We start from the raw sequence: 20,427 nt of genomic DNA, 5'->3' as shown, positions 1-20,427 counted from the left end.
CGAGCACCTCCACGGTTGTTAAGTGAAATTCCTTTACAGATAGTATAGTACAGCCCTCACAGTGTGTTGTCAAGTTTTTTTCTTTACAAGCAAACCTAGCTTATTCCTCTTCTGATGCCTCGTCCGTCGTTTGCTTTTCTTCGAATACGTCACCGAAGAGACCGTGGACGAATTGCTCGGCATTAAACGGTTGGAGATCGTCAATCTTTTCACCTAATCCAACGAACTTCACGGGGAGATCCAGTTCATTCTTAATCGCGAGAACGATGCCACCTTTTGCTGTCCCGTCAAGCTTCGTCAAGACGATGCCGCTGACATTCGTCGCTTGTTTGAACGCTTTGGCTTGCACCATCGCATTTTGTCCGGTCGTCGCGTCGAGCGCAAGCAGGACTTCATGCGGGGCCCCCGGGATTTCACGTTCAATGACCCGTTTGACTTTTTCGAGTTCATTCATCAAATTGACTTTGTTTTGCAGACGTCCTGCCGTATCACAAATCAAGACATCGACTTTCCGCGCTTTTGCCGCTTGAACAGCATCGAAGACGACGGCAGCAGGATCCGATCCTTCTCCCTGACGGATGACCGGTACACCGGAGCGCTCGCCCCAGACTTGCAACTGATCGATGGCGCCTGCTCGGAATGTATCCCCTGCTGCGAGCATGACGGTTTTTCCTTCGTTCTTCAATCGATTCGCGAGCTTCCCGATTGTCGTCGTTTTCCCGACACCGTTGACACCCACGAATAAGATGACACTGAGGTCGTGGTCTAAATCAAGTTCCGTTTCTTCTTCTTCAATCAACATGTTGGCGACGACTTCGACGAGTACATCACGGACTTCTTTTGTGTCTTTAACATTTTTTCGTTTGACTTCAATCTTTAATTTTTCGACCAAATCCATCGTCGTCGTCACACCGACGTCAGCTTGAATCAGCACTTCTTCTAACTCTTCAAAAAATTCTTCATCGACTTCCCGGAAACGGTAGACGAGATCATTGACGGCACTCGCAAGCCCGTCACGCGTCTTCGACAACCCTTCCGTAAACTTAGACGTGACTTCTTGTGTCGACGTCGTCAACCGGTCTTTTAGTTTCTTAAAAAAACTCATTGTTTTAGCTCCTTTGATTCTACTTCTTCAGTCAATGTTCGCCGTGCCTCTTCTAGTTTAACGGATAACACTTCCGAAATACCGTTTTGTTGCATCGTCACGCCGTATAAAACATCCGCTGACTCCATCGTACCTTTCCGGTGTGTGATGATGATGAATTGTGTATCACGCGCCAACTGATGAACGAACTCACCGAACCGGGCAACGTTCGCTTCGTCAAGAGCTGCTTCGACCTCATCAAGTACACAAAACGGGACGGGACGCGTCTTCAAAATCGCGAACAACAAAGCAATCGCCGTCAACGCGCGTTCCCCACCAGATAAGAGTGACAAGTTCTGTAGTTTTTTACCCGGTGGTTTCGCGACGATGTCAATCCCGCTCGTCAAGAGGTCGCTCGGATCGACAAGAATCAAGTCCGCTTCTCCTCCACCGAACAATTCGCGGAATGTCTCACGGAAGTGTTCCCGTACAGCCGTAAACGTCTCTTTAAAGAGTCGGACGACTTCACGATCCATCTCATCGATGACGGCATATAAATCCGTTTTCGCCGTCACTAAGTCATCACGTTGCGTCGAGAGGAACGTAAACCGTTGATCGACTTCAGCGAACTCTTCAATCGCACCGATATTAACAACTCCGATTTCTTCTAATTGACGCTTGAGGAGGTGTACTTCCTCTTTCGCCTCTTCGAATGGAATCGTCAGCGGTTCAATCAATTCGAGAATCAGCCCCATCTCGTCGAGCATTTCTTGACGTGTTTCAAGACGTGTACTGATTCTGCCGTGGTTGAGGCGCGCTTGATCGACTTGTTGTTTCGCCGACTGTTGCTCCTCTTTCAGCTTCGCTTCACGGATCCGTAGAAGTCGTAAACTTTCGCCGTCACGTTGGATTTGGTCCGTGATTGCTTTCAATTCTTGTTCAACCGTTGTTTGTTCTTTAAGCATCTGCGCCTGCTCTGCATGCAATGCTTCGATTTGACCTTCACCAAACCCTTCGAGCACATGTTTTAAATCACGCCGCTTATGACTCCGTTCGAGTTTCGCATGATTCAACGATTCTTCGATTCGTTCGACTTCACGATTGACTTGATCTAACTTCAAGATCATTGTCCGTTCTTCGAGCAAGGCATCTGCTTGTTGTTGTTTCAAGTCTTCGATTGTCACAGCACCCCGTGCCTGTGCCTCTTTTAGCTGATCGAGATCACGTCTGAGTTCTTGTTGCCGCTTCGTCAAGTTCGCGATATCGTGCTCAGCTTGTTCAATCGTCGCCTTCGCTTCCCGTTCTTGCTCCGCCAACCGTTGCAACTGGCCATCTTGGACGGACAGTTCCGAAGCTGTGATTGCGAGACCATGTTTCGCCTCCGTCAATTCATCCCGAAGTGATTCAAGTGTCGTTCGCGTCGTTTTCATTTCTTGCGCAAGCGTCTCAAGCGTAACGTTCAATTGTTCATCTACTACTTTCATCTCCGCGAGGCGGCGCTCTTGTTCACGAATGACCGCCTGCCCTTGCGTCAGCCCTTCGCGGAGTTCGTCTAACTCCCGTGATTGACTAAAGAGTGGCGTCCCTTTTTTTCGGCTCCCCCCTGTCATCGAACCACCGACGTTGACGACATCTCCGTCGAGCGTCACGAGACGATACCGATGTCCCGTTGCACGGGCAATCGCGTTCGCTTGTTCAAGCGATTCGACGACAAGCGTCGTCCCGAGCAAGTTCTGTTTTAATTTCGTCAGCTCATCGGTCGTCGTCACGAGTTCACTCGCAACGCCGATGTATCCTTGCATCGCAGATAGTTGATTGCGAACCGATTGATTCAAATCGCGCCGTTGAATCGAACTGAGCGGCATGAACGTCGCCCGTCCCGCATTTAGACGGCGTAATTCCTGAATCAATTTCCGCCCCGTCGCGTCTGTATCGACGACGACGTTTTGCATGGCTCCACCGAGTGCCGTTTCGATCGCCGCTTCATATCGGGCCGGTACGGAAATCAATTCGGCAACCGCTCCATATATGCCTGAAATGTGATCACGCTGTTTCAAAATCGTTTTGACGGCACCGAAATAACCACTGTAATCTGCCTTGACGGACTCCAAAAATTCAATCCGGTCCTCTGTTTTATCACGCCGGCGATGGAGATCGACGATGGATCGTTCGACTTGCGTCATCATCGTTCGCTGTTCGTGTTGTTTCGTTTCAACTTGCGTCTCTTCCGCTACTAAAGCATCGAGCTGTTGCCGCACGTTGAAAGAGCTCGCTTCTAGTCGGTCGACCTCGGCCGCATAAGCTGTTTGCGCCGATTGTTTCGACCCTGTCCCTTCCGCGAACGTCCGGCGTAACTCTTCCGCACTCTGTAAATCTTGTTTTGCTCGGTTATAGGCGTTATTCGTCGCCGCCAGCCGACTCGCTACTTCAAACGCTTCAGACCGTAGTTGCTCTGCTTCTTTTTCAAAATCACGTTCCGAATACGTTAATGCGGCATCTGCTTGTTCACGACGTTTGACAGTTCCCTCGTATGTTTGCTTCGTTTCGTCTCGTAAGCGAACTGCTTTTTTCGCCTCATCCTCAATTAGGGAAACACGCGCTTCAAGTGTCGCCACTTCTTGTTCTAAACGCTCTTTCATTTGCGTCCCATGTTTCTCACGTTCTTTTGCCAAGTTCAGCGAACCTTGAATTTCAACGAGCGTCGTCGAGACGGTTCGTAACCGTTCCTGCATCTCTGTCTCTGTCCGGCGAATGTTTTCAAGCATTGTTTCTTGTTCTTCTCTCGAGGTTTGCGTTTTCTCAAGACGTGCCTGTTCATTTGACAACTCACGCTCAAACGTTTCGATTTCCGTCGTCAATCGGGCAATTTGTTCCATATAGTTTTGAATTTCTTCTGCAATGATGCCACGTTCTAAAAAGTCGAACCGGTCGCGGGCAATCAGATACTCTTTTGCAAGCGCTGCTTGTTCTCGTAACGGTTCGATTCGTCCACCGAGTTCAAATAAAATATCATCGACACGTGAGAGATTCGTTTCCGTGTCACTCAACTTCCGCTCCGCTTGTTTTTTCCGGTGCCGGTATTTTAAGACACCCGCCGCCTCTTCGATGACGGACCGCCGCTCTTCCGGTTTCCCGGAGATGACTTGTTCGACACGTCCTTGACCAATGATTGCGAAGGCATCACGGGACAGTCCCGTATCCATGAAGAGATCGAGGACGTCCTTCAAGCGACATGGTTTTTTATTAAGAAAATAATCACTGTCTCCATTTCGACTGACGCGTCGCGTCACGCTCAACTCTTGGTAAGGTAACGCAACCGTTCCCGACTCATTATCGAGGACAAGCGTTACTTCTGCGAACTGCTTTCGATGTTCTGACATACTGCCGGCGAAGATGACATCTTCCATCTTCGCGCCGCGTAATGATTTAGCCGATTGCTCACCGAGCACCCAGCGCACTGCATCCGATATATTCGACTTCCCACTACCGTTCGGTCCGACGACTGCCGTCACTCCCGGTAGGAAGTCAAGTTCTGTCCGGCTCGCAAAAGATTTGAAGCCGTTGATTTCAATTCGTTTTAAGTACATCTTTACCACCCGTATGTTTAAATTTCTTTTAATTTTCTTTTAGTTTACCATAGCCGAAAGGTCTACAAAATGGTAGGTTTTATGGTAATGTTAACGGTAAAGACGTGAAGAGGAGAATTCAACGATATGACAATTGAACAAATGATTGAAGCAATCTTGGATAAATTAAATATTATTAATAAAGGCGTCATCAAAGCCGAGCAGTTCGACGGCACGAAAAATGACGACTTAAAAGAAATTTATGAGTTCGTCATGATGCGTGAATCGTTATCACTCGCTGAGGTCGATGCAATCGTCGATGAACTAAAATCACTGAAGACGGTGTAAGAAACCATATAAAAAAAGGCGTTCCCAATCGGGCGCCTTTTTTTATATGGTTTTTTTACTTAAAATTGTTTTTTCAGCTCAAGCAAGGCTTGTTTCGCTGCTTGCTGTTCTGCTTCTTTTTTCGAACGACCGGTCCCGATTCCTTCAAGCTTATCCGGGACTTGAACACGCGAGATGAATTCCCGGCTATGTGCGGGACCACGCTCTTCGATGATTTCGTATTCAATTTGTCCGAGTCCGACCCGTTGAATCGCTTCTTGTAATTGGCTCTTGAAGTCTGTCTGCTCTTCGAAGAAACCAGATGCCACTTTCGGAAAAACCGCTTCGGCGAGGAATCGCTCTGCTGCTTCAATGCCTTGGTCAAGATAAAGTGCACCGATAAACGCTTCAAATACGTCAGCAAGTAATGCTGGCCGATTTCGTCCGCCTGTCAGTTCTTCCCCTTTACCTAGCAAAATCATGTCAGAGAATTCATAATGATTGGCAAACTGGACGAGCGATGGTTCACACACGATAGCTGCTCGCAGTTTTGTTAATTCCCCCTCGGAACGTTCCGGGTAGTGTTCAAATAAATATCTTGAGACCGTCAATTCTAAGACCGCATCCCCTAAAAATTCAAGTCGTTCGTTATCCCCATCCGATTCACGTTGTTCATTGACGAACGAAGAATGGGTAAACGCTTGCTTCAACAATTCGACATTTGAAAAATGAATCGAAAGGCGCGTTTGTAACTCTTCGAATTTTTGCTCGATTTGAGCAAACGTCCGCGCATCTTTTCGACGTTTTACGTAAGGTCCTTTTCGGACACGACGTCCTTTTTGATTCGTCATAATTCCTCCTAAACAGCTAAATCCCACCGCAAAAGAGCGGTGGGTCAGCGTCAATGATTAGACTTGTGTTTCGATGTAGCTGACGACATCGCCGACAGTCTTCAAGTTTTCTGCTTGATCGTCTTCGATTGTGATTTCGAATTTATCTTCGAGATCCATAACGAGTTCCATTACTTCAAGTGAATCTGCACCGAGATCGTCTTTGAACGATTTATCGAGTGTGATTTCACTTTGCTCTTTACCTAATTTTTCTGCGATTGCCTCTTGTACGTCTACTAAAATTTGTTCTTTTGTCATTTGAAATCCCTCCATGAGTTGAGTATATAAGATGATTGCCGATTTGGCAAAGTACTACCGGTGTTCAGTTACATTGTCATGCCGCCATCAACTGCGAGCGTTTGCCCTGTGATGTAACGGGCTTCATCCGAAGCGATGAAGCTGACGAGTGCTGCGATGTCTTGCGTTTGCCCAAACCGTTTCAATGGAATTTGTCCAAGTGACAGATTCCGTTGATCGTCCGTCAATTCATCGGTCATATCTGTTTCGATGAATCCTGGGCAAATCGCATTCGCTGTGACCCCTTTACTTGCGAGTTCACGGGCGACCGATTTCGTCAACCCAATCAAACCGGCTTTCGCGGCCACATAGTTCGCTTGCCCCGGATTACCCGTGATGCCGACGACCGAAGCGATATTGATGATGCGACCACCCGTCTTCATCAACGGGCGTGACGCCGCTTGTGTGACGAGGAACGCCCCTTTTAGGTTCGTATCAACGACAGCATCAAAATCGGCTTCTTTCATACGCATCAACAAACCGTCGCGTGTGATACCGGCGTTGTTGACGACACAATCCAGTTGACCGAATGCATCGACAGTCTGTTTAACCAACGCCTTGACTTGATCAGCGTTCGCAACGTCGGCTTGGATGGCGATTGCCTCACCACCAGTCGCGATGATATCCGCGACGATGGCCTCTGCTTTTTCAGTGCTACCGGCATAGTTGACGACAACTTTAAAACCATCTGCCGCGAGACGTGTTGCGATCGCCGCACCGATTCCTCGTGAGGCGCCTGTTACGAGTGCTACCTTACTCATCCACGAATTCCCTCCGCTTCTAGTTGTTCAAGTGTCGTGATACTAATGATTTTAACGTCTTTTTTGATACGTTTGACAAGCCCACTAAGTGGTGAAGACGGTCCGAATTCGATGAAGGTATCAACACCCTCTTCAATCAATTGCTCAACACATGCCTCAAAGCGAACAGGTGAATACAATTGTTGAACGAGCAGACGTTTCAAGTCGTCCGGTTGATCGTGAAACGATCCGTCCACGTTTGAGATAAACTTCGCTTGCGCCGCTTCGAATGGTGAAGAAGCAAGGAAATCTTCGAACCGTGGTGCGAACGGTGTCATTAAAGAGGAGTGGAACGCACCGGAGACATCGAGTGGTAAGACACGCTTTGCACCGAGCTCTTTTAATTTCGCTGTCGCCGATTCGACGGCTGCGACGTGCCCTGAGATGACAAATTGGCCGGGACAGTTGTAGTTCGCGATTTGCACGATTTCACCTGTCGCCGCAATCGATTCGACGGCATGGTGTGCCGCTTCGACATCGTTTAATCCGATGACGGCAGCCATCGTTCCACCTGAAACCTGGTTCATCAACTTACCACGTTCATGGACAAGATAAACGGCTTCACTCGGCGTAAGGACCGATGCTGCGACAAGCGCGCTGTACTCCCCGACGCTATGCCCAAGGACATAGTCCGGTTTGTTACCGAGTGCCGCATAACGAGTGGCGAGAAGTGTACTATGTGCGACGATTGCGGGTTGAGCAAGCTCCGTCGCCTTTAGTTCTTCTTTTGTACCCGTCGTTAACAGCGTTGTTAAATCTAGGCCGATTCGTGTTCCGAGATCGACTAACGTTTGTTTAGTTTCTTCCTCACTGACAAGTGTCTGTCCCATACCGGGCATTTGTGACCCTTGCCCCGGAAACATCCATACCGTTTTCCCCATCTCGCTCACTCCTTTAGCTCTATTTTGTCTTCGCTTCAATGATTTTCGCAACGACGTGTTGCTCGACCATCATTTCAGCCTGTGCCAGCGCACGACTGAAGGCATAGGCATTGCTCGAGCCGTGTGCTTTGATGACAGGTGCCGCAATTCCGAACAACCCGGCCCCACCATATTCTTCGTACGCGAGCAATTGCTTCATTTTTTTAAGTTTCGGCTTTAAAATTAACGCCGCGATTTTCGAACTGAATGAACTCATGAACTGTTCCTTCATGACACCCATAATCATGCTTGCAGCACCTTCCGTACTTTTCAACAATGTATTCCCTGCAAATCCTTCTGTGACGATTACGTCCACATCACCACTCATCGCTTCTCTCGCCTCGACATTCCCAATAAAATGAATAGGGGCAGTCTCAAGTAAGGGATATGTTTCCTTCGTCAGTGCATTGCCTTTACCAGCTTCTGAGCCGATATTGAGCAGACCAACTTTCGGTTGTTTGATACCACGTACTTGTTCTGCGTAGACTGATCCCATGATGGCATAATCAAGCAAATGTTCTGCTTTTGCATCCGGATTAGCACCGACATCTAAGATGACGACACCTTTTCCGTTTCTTGTCGGGAAAGTCGGGGCCAGCGCAGGACGGTCAACCCCTTCGATTCGACCAATCACAAACAATCCGGCAGTCATCAGTGCTCCCGTGTTGCCTGCTGAAATCAAGGCATCCGCCTCTTTTGTTTTCACCAGGTTTGCAGCCACAACGAGTGAGCTATCTTTTTTCCGTCGAATCGCACGGACCGGTTCGTCTTCTCCAGTAATGACAGTCGCCGCGTGAACGATCGTCACACGGGAATCCTTGATGTCGTAAGAACGTAACTTCAATTCATCTCCAACCAATCGAATTTCAATGTCCGCCTTCGGGCGCTCCCCTAAATACTGGATCACACCTTCGACAATCGCACGGGGGGCGTTGTCACCACCCATTGCATCTACTGCTAAAATCATCATGATTCCTCCTTACTACTACGATACACCGTAAACTCACCGATAAAGACACACTCATCACCGACATAACTTTCGACGTTGATGTCTGATCGTCCATCTTGTCGATGGGAACTGACGAACGCTTTCGCGACGACGCGTTCTCCAACATGGACAGATCGTGTAAATTGCACGTTTGCTCGTGTCGTCAATGCTAACTCGTCATCAATTAACGCGATGGCGAGCGAATTGGCTTGAGCGAACAGAATATGCCCGCGTGCAATCGCGTTCCGGCTAAAAGCGTGTTCCGGCAAAATTTCTAAAATCGAAATCGCAGATGTATCAAGTTTCAGGTCAATCATATCACCAATGACTTCGCTTTCGGTCAAAGTACGCACGTCATCGAGTCGTTCTGTCGCGACGTGTTTAATCCGTTCCCGTAATTCAGGGATTTTCAATTCCATTCGATCGAGCCGAATCGTCTGAATGCTGACGTTAAAATGAAGCGCAAGTGCTTCATCCGTGATGAATGGGTTTTGTTCAATCGTATGCTGTAGTTCTACTTGCCGTTCTTTTTTAGGTACCCGCATGTACGTTCCTCCTACAAGAAGGATAATCACTATTATCACCTGGTACTAATAGTAGTATATATCCCCCGTTGTTCACTTTCAAGTATTTATTCAATTCTTTCTCCGTCAAGCAGTCCTTGCTCTTCGATATAATGGCGTAACACGTCGTAGTCCGATGTTTGCCAAAAGGCATCCGAACGTAACAAACGGACGGCGTCGTTCCGGGCTGTTTCCATGATTTGAATATCAAGAGCAGGATCTGTCAGGACGAAACGTGGCAATCCACTTTGTTCTGTCCCAAAGAAATTACCCGATCCGCGTAGTTCTAAGTCTTTTTCCGCTAATTTGAAGCCGTCGTTCGTCTCTGTCATCGTCTTAATTCGCTCTTTCCCGGTGTCAGACGACGGATCAGCAATCAAGATACAATATGACTGCGCATCCCCTCGTCCAACACGTCCACGCAATTGATGCAGTTGCGCGAGACCGAATCGTTCTGCATCGTAAATGACGATGATTGAGGCATTCGGGACGTTCACCCCAACTTCGACGACAGTCGTCGAGACGAGGACTTGGACCTGATTGTCCTTGAAAGCTTGCATGACCTCGTCTTTTTCAGACGAGCCGAGACGTCCGTGCATCAAACCAACTTGATGATCGCGGAAACGTTCGACGAGAACGGCATGCAATTCCATTGCATTTTGAACATCAAGCGATTCAGATTCCTCGATCAATGGCGTGATGACATAGGCTTGCCGCCCGAGAAGTAATTCCTTCTCAACAAAACCAAAGACACGTTCAATCTGTTCTGGTTTTGCCCAGTACGTTTCAATTTCTTTACGCCCTGCTGGCATCTCGTCGATGATCGAAACATCCATATCGCCAAACACAGAAATCGCAAGTGTTCGCGGAATCGGTGTCGCCGTCATATAGAGGACATCTGCTTGCGCTGCTTTTGCTCGGAGGCGCTTCCGTTGTTCGACACCAAACCGATGTTGTTCGTCCGTAATCACTAAATGTAAGTCCTTGAAGACGACTGTATCCTGAATCAAGGCATGGGTGCCGACGAGGATGTCGATTTCTCCTTGCCGTAAGGCTTCTAGCAATAACACACGAGCCTTTCCTTTGACAGAACTCGTTAAGAGACCGACTTTAATCCCGAATGGTTCGAGTAACGGGGCAAGTGACGAAGCATGCTGCTCCGCTAGTATTTCAGTCGGAACCATCAAGGCACCTTGCTTGTTCGCACGAATCGTCGCGAACAGGGCAATCGCCGCGATGACGGTCTTCCCACTTCCGACATCTCCTTGCAGCAACCGATTCATTCGCTCTGCTCGATGCATATCACTCAAAATTTCTTCTGTCACTCTTTTTTGAGCGCCTGTCAACGGAAATGGCAGTCCTGCAATGAACTCGTCGACGGCTGCTTGATGTAACGGTAAAGCAATGCCTTGTCCCTGCCGCTTTCCAAGTCGTAATGTCTGAAGCTTTAACTGAAAATAGAGGCACTCTTCATACACATAACTTCTTCTCGCCGCCGTCAATTCTTTTCGATGCGTCGGGAAGTGTAGCGCCTTCAGCATCGTCATCCGGTCGAGAAGACGATACGCCGTCCGAATCGAATCGGGCACCCGCTCCCCGACTGATTCTACTGCTGCGAAAGCGAGTTCGACGACACGGCGGAACGTCTTCATCCGCATGTCACCTTTTAAGGAATAGACGGGTGTCAGTTCACCTTCGATCGCCCCGAATTGAAGTTCCGTCGCTGAAATCGTCATCCGGTGCAAATCCCACTTGCCGCTGACCGTCACTTCTTCCCCTAACTTCAACTGGGCTTTGTAGAAGGCACGGTTAAACATCGTCACCGTGACGCTGTACCGTTCTTCGACAAGTAACCGGAACGTTAGCCGATTCTTACCTTTTCCGTAATAACGAACGAGCGGTTCTGATTGAACTTGACCTGTGAACTTGACCTTATCTTCATGGATGGCTTCCGTCAAACTCCCCGTAACGAAATCATCGTAACGAAATGGGACGTGCTCCAGCACGTCCGAGATCGTTACGATATCCATTTCTGCAAGCTTAGTTGCCAAATCACGCCCGACTCCCTTAAGTGCCGTGACCTCACTTGATGGATTCATTCGATAAATCTCCAAAAATCTTCGACTCGAGCCAGCGTCCAGTCGGTGTATTCGCAAGACCGCCTTTCGCCGTTTCACGTAAGGCAGAAGGCATCATTTGACCGATTTCATACATTGCCGAGATGACTTCGTCACACGGAATACGTGACGTGATTCCAGCCAGTGCCATATCTGCTGCGACGAGCGCATTCGCTCCTCCCATCGCATTTCGTTTGACGCACGGGACTTCGACAAGTCCAGCGACTGGGTCACAGACGAGACCAAGCATATTTTTTAAAGCAATTGCAAACGCATGCGCCGATTGATCCGGTGTGCCTCCTGCCATTTCGACGATGGCAGCTGCAGCCATTGCTGTCGCCGAACCTACTTCCGCTTGGCATCCGCCTGCCGCACCTGAGATGGAGGCATTATTGGCAACAACGAACCCGAACGCACCCGATGTGAAAAGGTATCGGAGCATCTCCTCGCGTGAAGGCTGAAGCCGTTCTTTGACGGCGAACAACGTCCCTGGGACGACGCCCGCGCTCCCTGCTGTTGGTGTCGCACAGATTTTCCCCATTGCCGCGTTGACTTCATTCGTTCCGATGGCTTTGCTGACGGCATCTAACAAAAGATCTCCCGATAACCCGTTCCCTGACGCCCGATATCGTTGCAGTAAGACTGCATCCCCGCCTGTCAAACCGGTGACCGATTCGACACCGTCGCCTGTCAATGACCGTTCGACAGCTTCTTCCATGACTTGTAAATTCCGTTCCATCATTGCGTATACTTCATCACGCTCTAAGTGGCGGACCGTCATTTCTTGTTCAATCATGATTTCTGAAATCGGTACATTCTTTTCCGTAGCGAGTGCTACGAGTTCTTTTACTGATTTAAACATTTCTTCACTCTCCCATCATGACGGATCGTTCGACTTGTGGTAACCGGTTAATTTCTTCAAGCACTTCTTTAGGCATCCGATCATCGATTTCAATCGCCATCAAGGCTTGACGTCCTTTTTCGTGGCGCGACACTTCCATGTGACCAATGTTAATTTCATAGTCTGCGAGAATACTTGTGACTGCCGCAATCGCCCCGAAACGGTCGTGGTGCAGGACGACAAGTGCCGGCCCGCCACCTGAGAGGCGCAACGGTACACCATTCAATTCTGTAATTTCAATCGTTCCTCCGCCAATTGAAATGCCGACGAGTTCAAATTGATTTTCTCCGTCAGTCAAATGGACTCGCGCCGTGTTCGGATGGTCCGTCAGTGCTTCACTCGTTTCAAAATGAATCCGAATCCCTTTCCCTTCGGCGATTTTAATCGACTCAGGAATCCGATCATCAAACGTATCATAACCAAGCACCCCACCAATGATCGCTACGTCGGTTCCGTGCCCCCGGTACGTATCGGCAAATGATCCATAAAACGTGATATAAATGTCTGTTGGCGTTTCCCCGAACAACTTACCCGCCATCAAACCGATTCGTGCTGCTCCTGCCGTATGGGAACTCGATGGTCCTACCATGACAGGACCGATGATATCAAATACACTACGATACTTCATTTCATTTCCCCCTCTCTTTTAAACAAAACAAAATCCCACCTCTATTATCGCAGATGGTGGGATTCGTGAAAAGGTAACTTCACCTTTATTCTTTATTCAACACTAAGAATATATGAATAGAGCGGTTGCTTTCCGTCGTGAACTTCGACTTCAGCGTCCGGATTGACAGATTCGATGTAAGCGACTAACTCGTCGACTTCATCTTGGGCTACGCCTTCTCCAAATAAAATCGTTACGATTTCGTCATCTTCCGTGACGAGCGTATCGATGAGTTTCTTCGCTGCACCGAGACTCGAGTGATCCGTTGCGACGATTTGTTTTTCCGCAATCGCCATGTGATCATCTTTTTTAATCTCGACACCATCGATACTCGTATCACGGACAGCATATGTGATTTGTCCTGACTTGACAGCACCAATCGCATCCATCATGTGACGCTCGTTCTCATCGACTGTCGCTTCCGGGTTGTAGACGATTGTCGCAGCCAGTCCTTGTGGGACCGTTTTTGATTTCACGACCGTCACGCCGCATGATGCAACAGATGCTGCTTGTTCAGCCGCCATGATGATGTTCGAGTTGTTCGGATACACATAGACGTGCTCCGCATGCGCGTCTTCAATCGCTTTGACGATATCTTCCGTCGATGGATTCATCGTCTGTCCACCTTCGATGACGATGCTGACACCGAGTGATTTAAAGAGCTCACTGATCCCTTCGCCCATTGCGACCGTGACGAGTGCAGATTTCGCTTTCGCTTTCGTTGCAACTGGAGCTGTTACGTGATTGACGCCTTCTTCTTCTAAAATCGTTGAGTGTTGTTGGCGCATGTTTTCGATTTTAACCGCGACGAGCTCACCAAATTTTTGTCCTTTGTTGATGACATCACCTGGTGTCTCGACATGGACATGAACTTTGAGCAACTCTTCATCTGCGACGACGAGCAGTGAATCTCCGAACTCAGATAATTCGTTACGGAATGCTTCTTCACTGAACGGTGCATTCGCTAACTTATCATCTTGGAAACGAACCATGATTTCTGTACAGTAACCGTAATGGATTTCCTCTGTCGACATGAAGCTTTGAGCCGATTTATGATGCTCTGCTTCGACGAGTGCTTCCATGACAGGAGCATGCGGTTTTTCAAGTTCTTTTCCTTCGAGTGTCGCAAGGAAGCCTTCATAAATACAAACAAGTCCCTGTCCACCAGAATCGACGACACCGACTTCTTTTAAGACCGGTAAAAGATCGGGTGTTCCTTCGAGTGAAACTTTTGATGCTTCGACAATCCCGCGCATCAATTCAAGTAAGTCCGTCGTTGTTTCCGATTGTGCGATCGCAGCGACTGCTGTTTCACGAGCAACTGTTAAAATCGTCCCTTCGACTGGCTTCATGACGGCCTTGTATGCTGTATCAACACCTTTTTGCAAGGCATTTGCGAATTCCTTCGTATCGATTGTTTGTTTTCCTTCAATCGATTTCGAGAAACCACGGAATAATTGACTTAAGATAACACCAGAGTTCCCACGTGCCCCCATTAAAAGACCTCGTGCGAATATTGATGCGACGTCTGCGACAGAATCAGATGTTGCGTTTGTTGCTTCTTTCGATCCAGATGTCATCGTCAAGTTCATGTTCGTTCCTGTATCGCCATCCGGCACAGGGAACACGTTCAGTGAATCGACGAAATCTGCATTTTGATAGAGATTTGCCGCGCCATTTTGAATCATCTTGACTAATTGGGCTCCTGTTAAACGATCTACACTCACTAAAGTTTCCTCCTCTATTTCCGTCTTAGACATTCGTCAAACGGACTCCTTGGACAAAAATATTTACAGATGTCACTTCTAACCCTAACGCTTGGTTCAACGTATATTTAACACGGCTTTGAACATTGTTCGCGACTTCAGAAATTTTCGTACCGTAACTCACAATGATATGCATATCGATGTGAACTTGTTCTGAAGATTGTCGAACGATGACGCCACGTGCAAAATTCTCACGTTTCAATAATTCAGCTAGCCCATCTTTGATTTGTGATTGTGATGCCATACCAACGACACCAAAACATTCCATTGCTGCTCCGCCCGCCAGTTGCGCGACGACATCATTATCTACATCAATCTTTCCATAGGTCGTTTTCATCTCGATCGCCACCTGAGTAGCCCCCTTTAACTAATTGTGTTCTTCTCGTAATTCTACTATAAGGACCTACTATTGAAAAGTCGCCGTACTGACTATACAATGAATAAGTGAAAAATAGTAGCGGTCAAATGAACTTTTACCATCATCCTCATCCATTATTTTAAATTTTGAGGTTCTCTGTCAAGTTTTTTTCTTGTCAGCTACTTTTTTTATGTTGCAACCGTCCTGACACCATGCTAAGATAGCAAAGTGTCTATTAGGACGAACGCAAAACAACATAAAAGGAGGCGGAACGCATGGCACGTAAATGCTACGTTACTGGAAAATCGCCGAAGTCGGGAAACAACCGTTCACACGCATTGAACAAAACGAAACGCACTTGGGGAGTCAACGTACAAAAAGTACGTATCCTCGTTGACGGTAAACCTAAAAAGGTTTGGGTTTCAGCTCGAGCTCTTAAATCAGGTAAAGTCGAACGCGTATAAGGCGCAAAAACCGGACGGGAATCTTCCCTTCCGGTTTTTTTGTCGTCTTTTTTATTTTTCTCCTAAAGTAATTGTCGCAGCATTTGAAAACGCTTACAATAAGTTGGCAGTTACTTTATTGCTCAAGGGGGAATTCATCATGCAGTTAAAAAGAGCCATGACAAGCCGACATCTATTCATGATTTCGCTTGGTGGTATTATCGGGACGGGGTTATTTCTCGGTTCAGGGTTGACGATTTCGCAAGCAGGACCACTCGGGGCGGTCCTCAGTTACATCGTCGGCGGAACAATCATGTACTTAACGATGCTCTGTCTAGGAGAGATGGCTGTCCACATGCCTGTGTCCGGTTCATTCCAAACGTATACGACACGTTTTATCGGTCCAGGCATCGGTTTTGCCGTCGGTTGGATTTATTGGCTCGGCTGGGCCGTAACCGTCGCTCTTGAAATCACAGCTGCCGGTAGTCTGATGGATCGCTGGTTTCCACAGGTTCCCGTCGTCATCTGGTGCGCCTTATTTACCGTCATCTTATTCGGATTGAACGCGATCTCTGCGAAAGCATTCGGAGAAGCAGAATTTTGGTTTTCAAGTCTTAAAGTACTCGCCATCCTGTTCTTCATCGGACTCGGGGGAGCCGCATGGTTCGGATGGATTGATATGGCGGCTGAACGACCAGCTACGTTGTTCGCGAACTTCACGGCGAACGGCTGGTTTCCGAACGGGGCTCTCGGCGTCTTGACGACGATGATTGCCGTCAACTTCGCTTTCCAAGGAACAGAATTGATTGGTGTCGCTGCCGGGGAATCGAGTGATCCAGAAAAATCGATTCCGAAAGCGATTCGTAATACGGTTTGGCGGACGTTTATTTTCTTCGTCCTCTCGATTACAATTATCGGGGCTTTAATTCCGTATGAATCGGCGAGCGGCATCAGCAGTCCCTTCATCATGGTATTTGACGCAATCGGTATCCCATATGCTGCAGATTTGATGAACATCGTCGTTTTGACGGCACTCTTATCCGTCGGAAACTCTGGACTGTATGCTGCGACACGCATGCTCTGGTCGATGTCGCAAGAAGGCATGATTTCAAAGAAACTCGCCATCGTCAATCAGCGGGGTGTGCCGATGCGCGCCTTAACGTTCACGATGCTGTTCGCGATGTTATCCTTATTGACGGCATTCTTCGCAGAAGATACCGTCTTCATCTGGCTATTATCCATCGCCGGTCTCGGAGCACAAGTCGGTTGGATCTCGATTTCCGCTTCGCAAATCGCTTTCCGACGCCAATTCATCAAGGCAGGACACACGCTTGACGAACTGAAGTTCAAAACACCGTTCTTCCCAGTCTTACCCATCCTCTCATTCTCACTCAATCTGCTCGTCTTAATCAGTTTAGGTTTTCAAGCCGATCAACGCGTCGCCTTATATCTCGGCGTCCCTTTCTTCCTACTGACATGGGTAAGTTACCATCTTTTCGTCAAAGGAAAACATATCGCTGCAAAAAGCGAACAACAAGCAGCCAGTTCGACACTTCAAAACGAACAACGATGACTTGTTATCTGGCCCTGGATACACCGGGTGCCGGAATCCGTTGAACTTAAACAGTCGACTGACTAATAAATCAAAACGCCGATGCTTCCGTTTTACATACGGAGTCATCGGCGTTTGCCATACCTATCTTTTTGTTCATGACGTCATGACGTGTACTTGAAGAACGCATGTCCCGGTCGCATCAGCGAGATATGATGGAATCGCGTCTATCGCGTTTTTATTTTTCATGCGTGCGCAGGACGAGGACTTCCCCTTCGACGACCGTCACTTGCGCAACACCAACCCACTCATTGCTGACCGTCAGCGAACCACCGACCGGAACAGGATGCTCCGTCAAGGGGTATTTGACGCCGCGTAACGTCAAGTTCGACGGGACAAGGGGAATGAATGACAGGTAATGATACCCTTCAGACGCGAGTTCGTACTGACCGGTTTTCCAGTACCGGACATCCTCACGTTTCGTCACGAGTCGTGCCATCGGAAATTGTTTTAACAAATAGACGTTCTGTAGCGTCATGTCGAGCCGACCACCCGTCGCACCAAAGATGAGTAGTTCAGCACCTGCAGCCTGTTCGGTAGCGTAACGTAACGCTAGTTCTAAGTCCGTTTCATCTTTTTCTGCCGGATGAAGCAATCCACCATCCGGAACGTATCCGAGCGAATCAAAGTCACCGATTGCCACATCAAAATCAAGTCCTTGCTCCACTAATGTCGCAATCCCGCCGTCAACACCGATAATCATCGTCTTGTCTTTCACGAATGGTGCGAGCGTCGGGACGTCTTCTACCGGTCCTGCCGCAACGATTAAAACTCTCATCTTTAAATACCGCGAGCGGAGTAACGTAAAAGACGTGGTGCTGTCGTAAGCAAAATACCTGCAACGACCCCACATAAAACGTACGACGGAGCCATATACGTCGCGTTATAAATGAACGAGTAAGGAACGACCGGTCCTTTGGCATACTCTGCAAAAAAGACGATTCCACTGATGACATGACAGATGTAACGTAGACCGGCACCTAACAAGGTCGCAAACAAAACAATCGTCATGAGACGCTTTTTTTGACCTTCTGTTGCTGCTTTTTTGACTTGGCCTGCAAACACTCCACTCAAACCGACGACACCATATGCAAGCGTATAGTCAAGCAGCGGTTGGACGACCGTCAAGACTTGCGGAGCGAACATCAATTGAATCGTTCCGACGAGCGCACCCGTGATGACACCACCAACGACGCCGTGACGAAAGGCCATGACGAAAATCGGTAACATCGCTAAGCTGATGGATCCGCCTTGTGGCATTTTGAACGGAATCAATAAATCAAATACAACACCGAGACTCGCGAAAATCGCAATCTCCATTAACATTTGTAATCGTTTCATACTGTGTTCCTCCTAAAAATAAAATAATGATGACAACAAAAAGGCAGTACGACGGACGCCGTACTGCCTGCGTGCGCCACATCCCTACGTCCGTCTGAACGGAACAGGTTCGAAGGGTTAAAGTCTACTCACTTCTCTCAGCCGCTTGACGCGACACCCCTTGCGGTCAAAATTTAATTGTCTTGGCTCTATTATACGTGAGCCGCGTTTCGAATACTAGTGATGGCTTCCGCATAGTCTGGTGCATTGTAGATTGCAGAACCTGCGACAAGGACGTTTGCCCCATTGTCGATACACAGTTTTGCCGTTTCCGCGTTGACACCACCATCGATTTCAATTTCGAACGTCAAACCGCGCTCTGCTTTGATCATCGCCAATTGCTTCAGCTTCGTCATGACGCTCGGCAAGAAAGCTTGTCCGCCAAATCCTGGATTGACCGTCATCAACAAGACCATGTCGACTTCTTCTAGGACATGTTCAATCGTCGACAGTGACGTGTGTGGATTCAGCACGACGCCGGCCTTTGCTCCAGCCCCTTTAATTTGTTGCAAGACACGATGGACATGATTCGTCGCTTCGACATGGAAGGTGACGATATCCGCTCCTGCCGCTACAAACGCTTCGACGAAGTTTTCTGGTCGATCGATCATTAAATGAACGTCAAGGACCATGTCCGTCTTTTGACGAAGACTACTGAGGACGGGTAGACCAAATGAAATGTTCGGGACGAACTGGCCGTCCATGACGTCGAAATGGATGTAATCTGCTCCTGCCGCCTCGACAGCTTTAACGTCTCGTTCTAGGTTGGCGAAATCTGCTGATAAAATAGATGGTGCGATTTTAATCATTTCAATACCTCCGCGCTCGATTCTTGATTTCCTCTACAAACATACCATAATTCGTATAGCGTGAGGACATGATTTCTTCTCCCTCAACTGATTTTTTGACAGCACAGCCTGGTTCGTTTAAATGCAGGCAACCACGGTATTTGCACGTATCTTGCCGTGCGACGAATTCTGGAAAACACCAACGTAATTCTTCGATTTCCATCTCGTGTGGAAAATCGAGGTTCGAAAACCCTGGCGTATCAGCAATCAAGCCCTCTGCAAGCGGAATTAACGTCACATGACGCGTCGTATGTCGTCCGCGTCCGAGCGATTTCGAGATGTGGCTCGTCTCGAGATCGAGCGTCGCATCGAGCGCATTCAACAATGAACTTTTTCCGACTCCCGACTGTCCCGCGAGCACACTTGTTTTTTCCTTGAGTAGCGGGCGGACTTCCTCTACCCCTTCTAGCGTCTCACTCGACGTCTCAATCACCTGATAACCGATTTGTCGGTAACCGGCAATCGCCGTCCGGACTTCTGCTTCCGCTGTTCCTTGCAACAAATCCATCTTCGTCAAGATAATGATAGGTTGAATCTCTTTTGCTTCGATTAAGACTAAAAATCGATCGAGCAAATGGGCTGAAAAGTCCGGTTCTGCTGCTGAGACGACAAGCAACGCTTGATCGATGTTTGCGACCGGTGGACGAACCAGGAAATTTTGCCGTTCCTTCACTTCTAAAATGTATCCAGTTTCGCTTTCGATATGCAATACGACCTCATCTCCTACAACAGGACTGATACCACGTTTTCGGAAGTTTCCCCGAGCGCGCGATCGCACCTCGCCCTGCGTCGTCATGACATCATAAAACCCACCTTGTAGACGAATGATCGTCCCGTCCCGATTTTCTTCGATACGATTTTCTGCCATCCCATGCCCTCCTTCAATTTGCGGTTCGTAGC

General features: G+C 48.2%; 20 protein-coding genes and 1 riboswitch. Of the genes, 3 read left to right on the top strand and 17 right to left on the bottom strand.

What is annotated here, in order from left to right; translation table 11 throughout:
• Positions 1-100: 100 nt before the first annotated feature.
• Entirely contained in the window at positions 101-1,105 is a 1,005-nt protein-coding gene (gene ftsY / locus KNP98_RS05440) for a signal recognition particle-docking protein FtsY (protein WP_214765165.1), read from the bottom strand.
• Positions 1,102-4,671, bottom strand: coding sequence for a chromosome segregation protein SMC (gene smc / locus KNP98_RS05435; RefSeq protein WP_214765168.1), 3,570 nt, complete (start codon positions 4,669-4,671; stop codon positions 1,102-1,104). The genes ftsY and smc overlap by 4 nt, the downstream gene beginning before the upstream one ends.
• 126 nt (positions 4,672-4,797) lie before the next feature.
• On the opposite strand from smc, the gene KNP98_RS05430 reads away from it, so the two are divergent.
• Entirely contained in the window at positions 4,798-4,998 is a 201-nt protein-coding gene (locus KNP98_RS05430; RefSeq protein ID WP_029330856.1) for a DUF1128 family protein, read from the top strand.
• Between the two features lie 59 nt (positions 4,999-5,057).
• Here KNP98_RS05430 and rnc read toward each other — a convergent pair whose 3' ends face one another.
• The 11 genes from rnc to KNP98_RS05375 all read right to left on the bottom strand — a co-directional run bounded on the left by rnc (position 5,058) and on the right by KNP98_RS05375 (position 15,235).
• On the bottom strand, positions 5,058-5,828 hold the full coding sequence (rnc, locus tag KNP98_RS05425; RefSeq protein WP_088837388.1) for a ribonuclease III: 771 nt from the start codon (positions 5,826-5,828) through the stop codon (positions 5,058-5,060).
• A 57-nt stretch (positions 5,829-5,885) separates the two neighbouring features.
• On the bottom strand, positions 5,886-6,125 hold the full coding sequence (gene acpP, locus KNP98_RS05420; RefSeq protein WP_012370777.1) for an acyl carrier protein: 240 nt from the start codon (positions 6,123-6,125) through the stop codon (positions 5,886-5,888).
• A gap of 68 nt (positions 6,126-6,193) precedes the next feature.
• Positions 6,194-6,925 carry a 3-oxoacyl-[acyl-carrier-protein] reductase gene (gene fabG / locus KNP98_RS05415; protein ID WP_088837389.1) on the bottom strand — a complete coding sequence of 244 codons (732 nt, stop codon included), beginning with the start codon at positions 6,923-6,925 and terminating at the stop codon, positions 6,194-6,196.
• Positions 6,922-7,845, bottom strand: a complete 924-nt coding sequence (gene fabD, locus KNP98_RS05410) for an ACP S-malonyltransferase (RefSeq protein WP_088837390.1) — start codon at positions 7,843-7,845, stop codon at positions 6,922-6,924. The genes fabG and fabD overlap by 4 nt, the downstream gene beginning before the upstream one ends.
• Positions 7,846-7,864: 19 nt before the next feature.
• Positions 7,865-8,851: a phosphate acyltransferase PlsX gene (gene plsX / locus KNP98_RS05405; protein ID WP_029330860.1), complete on the bottom strand. Its 987-nt coding sequence runs from the start codon at positions 8,849-8,851 to the stop codon at positions 7,865-7,867.
• A complete protein-coding gene (gene fapR, locus KNP98_RS05400) occupies positions 8,851-9,417 on the bottom strand; it encodes a transcription factor FapR (RefSeq protein ID WP_029330861.1) in 567 nt (188 codons plus the stop codon). The genes plsX and fapR overlap by 1 nt, the downstream gene beginning before the upstream one ends.
• An 86-nt stretch (positions 9,418-9,503) precedes the next feature.
• On the bottom strand, positions 9,504-11,534 hold the full coding sequence (gene recG, locus KNP98_RS05395) for an ATP-dependent DNA helicase RecG (RefSeq protein WP_088837391.1): 2,031 nt from the start codon (positions 11,532-11,534) through the stop codon (positions 9,504-9,506).
• Complete coding sequence (sdaAA, locus tag KNP98_RS05390; protein WP_088837392.1) at positions 11,518-12,414, bottom strand: L-serine ammonia-lyase, iron-sulfur-dependent, subunit alpha; 897 nt, start codon at positions 12,412-12,414, stop codon at positions 11,518-11,520. The genes recG and sdaAA overlap by 17 nt, the downstream gene beginning before the upstream one ends.
• Positions 12,415-12,418: 4 nt before the next feature.
• The gene (gene sdaAB, locus KNP98_RS05385) at positions 12,419-13,081 is read right to left on the bottom strand and encodes an L-serine ammonia-lyase, iron-sulfur-dependent subunit beta (protein ID WP_088837393.1); all 663 of its coding nucleotides are present in this window, start codon (positions 13,079-13,081) and stop codon (positions 12,419-12,421) included.
• A gap of 92 nt (positions 13,082-13,173) precedes the next feature.
• The gene (locus tag KNP98_RS05380) at positions 13,174-14,847 is read right to left on the bottom strand and encodes a DAK2 domain-containing protein (RefSeq protein WP_483298135.1); all 1,674 of its coding nucleotides are present in this window, start codon (positions 14,845-14,847) and stop codon (positions 13,174-13,176) included.
• A 25-nt stretch (positions 14,848-14,872) separates the two neighbouring features.
• Positions 14,873-15,235 carry an Asp23/Gls24 family envelope stress response protein gene (locus KNP98_RS05375; protein WP_029330866.1) on the bottom strand — a complete coding sequence of 121 codons (363 nt, stop codon included), beginning with the start codon at positions 15,233-15,235 and terminating at the stop codon, positions 14,873-14,875.
• A 284-nt stretch (positions 15,236-15,519) separates the two neighbouring features.
• Between KNP98_RS05375 and rpmB the strand changes: the two genes are divergently transcribed.
• The gene (gene rpmB / locus KNP98_RS05370; protein WP_023468758.1) at positions 15,520-15,708 is read left to right on the top strand and encodes a 50S ribosomal protein L28; all 189 of its coding nucleotides are present in this window, start codon (positions 15,520-15,522) and stop codon (positions 15,706-15,708) included.
• Between the two features lie 139 nt (positions 15,709-15,847).
• Positions 15,848-17,260 (top strand): amino acid permease, encoded by a 1,413-nt coding sequence (locus tag KNP98_RS05365; RefSeq protein ID WP_214810837.1) that lies wholly within the window; start codon positions 15,848-15,850, stop codon positions 17,258-17,260.
• 217 nt (positions 17,261-17,477) lie between these two features.
• Here KNP98_RS05365 and KNP98_RS05360 read toward each other — a convergent pair whose 3' ends face one another.
• From KNP98_RS05360 to rsgA, 4 genes are all read right to left on the bottom strand, one after another.
• Positions 17,478-18,077, bottom strand: a complete 600-nt coding sequence (locus KNP98_RS05360) for a thiamine diphosphokinase (RefSeq protein WP_088837396.1) — start codon at positions 18,075-18,077, stop codon at positions 17,478-17,480.
• A gap of 2 nt (positions 18,078-18,079) precedes the next feature.
• Positions 18,080-18,640 (bottom strand): energy-coupled thiamine transporter ThiT, encoded by a 561-nt coding sequence (gene thiT, locus KNP98_RS05355; RefSeq protein ID WP_029330869.1) that lies wholly within the window; start codon positions 18,638-18,640, stop codon positions 18,080-18,082.
• 64 nt (positions 18,641-18,704) lie between these two features.
• A riboswitch (TPP riboswitch) is annotated at positions 18,705-18,811 on the bottom strand.
• Between the two features lie 20 nt (positions 18,812-18,831).
• A complete protein-coding gene (gene rpe, locus KNP98_RS05350) occupies positions 18,832-19,488 on the bottom strand; it encodes a ribulose-phosphate 3-epimerase (protein ID WP_029330870.1) in 657 nt (218 codons plus the stop codon).
• A gap of 1 nt (position 19,489) precedes the next feature.
• Complete coding sequence (gene rsgA, locus KNP98_RS05345) at positions 19,490-20,395, bottom strand: ribosome small subunit-dependent GTPase A (RefSeq protein WP_088837398.1); 906 nt, start codon at positions 20,393-20,395, stop codon at positions 19,490-19,492.
• Positions 20,396-20,427 lie beyond the last annotated feature (32 nt).

Source organism: Exiguobacterium sp. s127 (genome assembly GCF_018618695.1).
Classification (GTDB): Bacteria; Bacillota; Bacilli; order Exiguobacteriales; family Exiguobacteriaceae; genus Exiguobacterium_A; species Exiguobacterium_A oxidotolerans.
The sequence above is the reverse complement of the archived record's forward strand: the minus strand, read 5'-3'. Positions and strand labels throughout refer to the sequence as shown.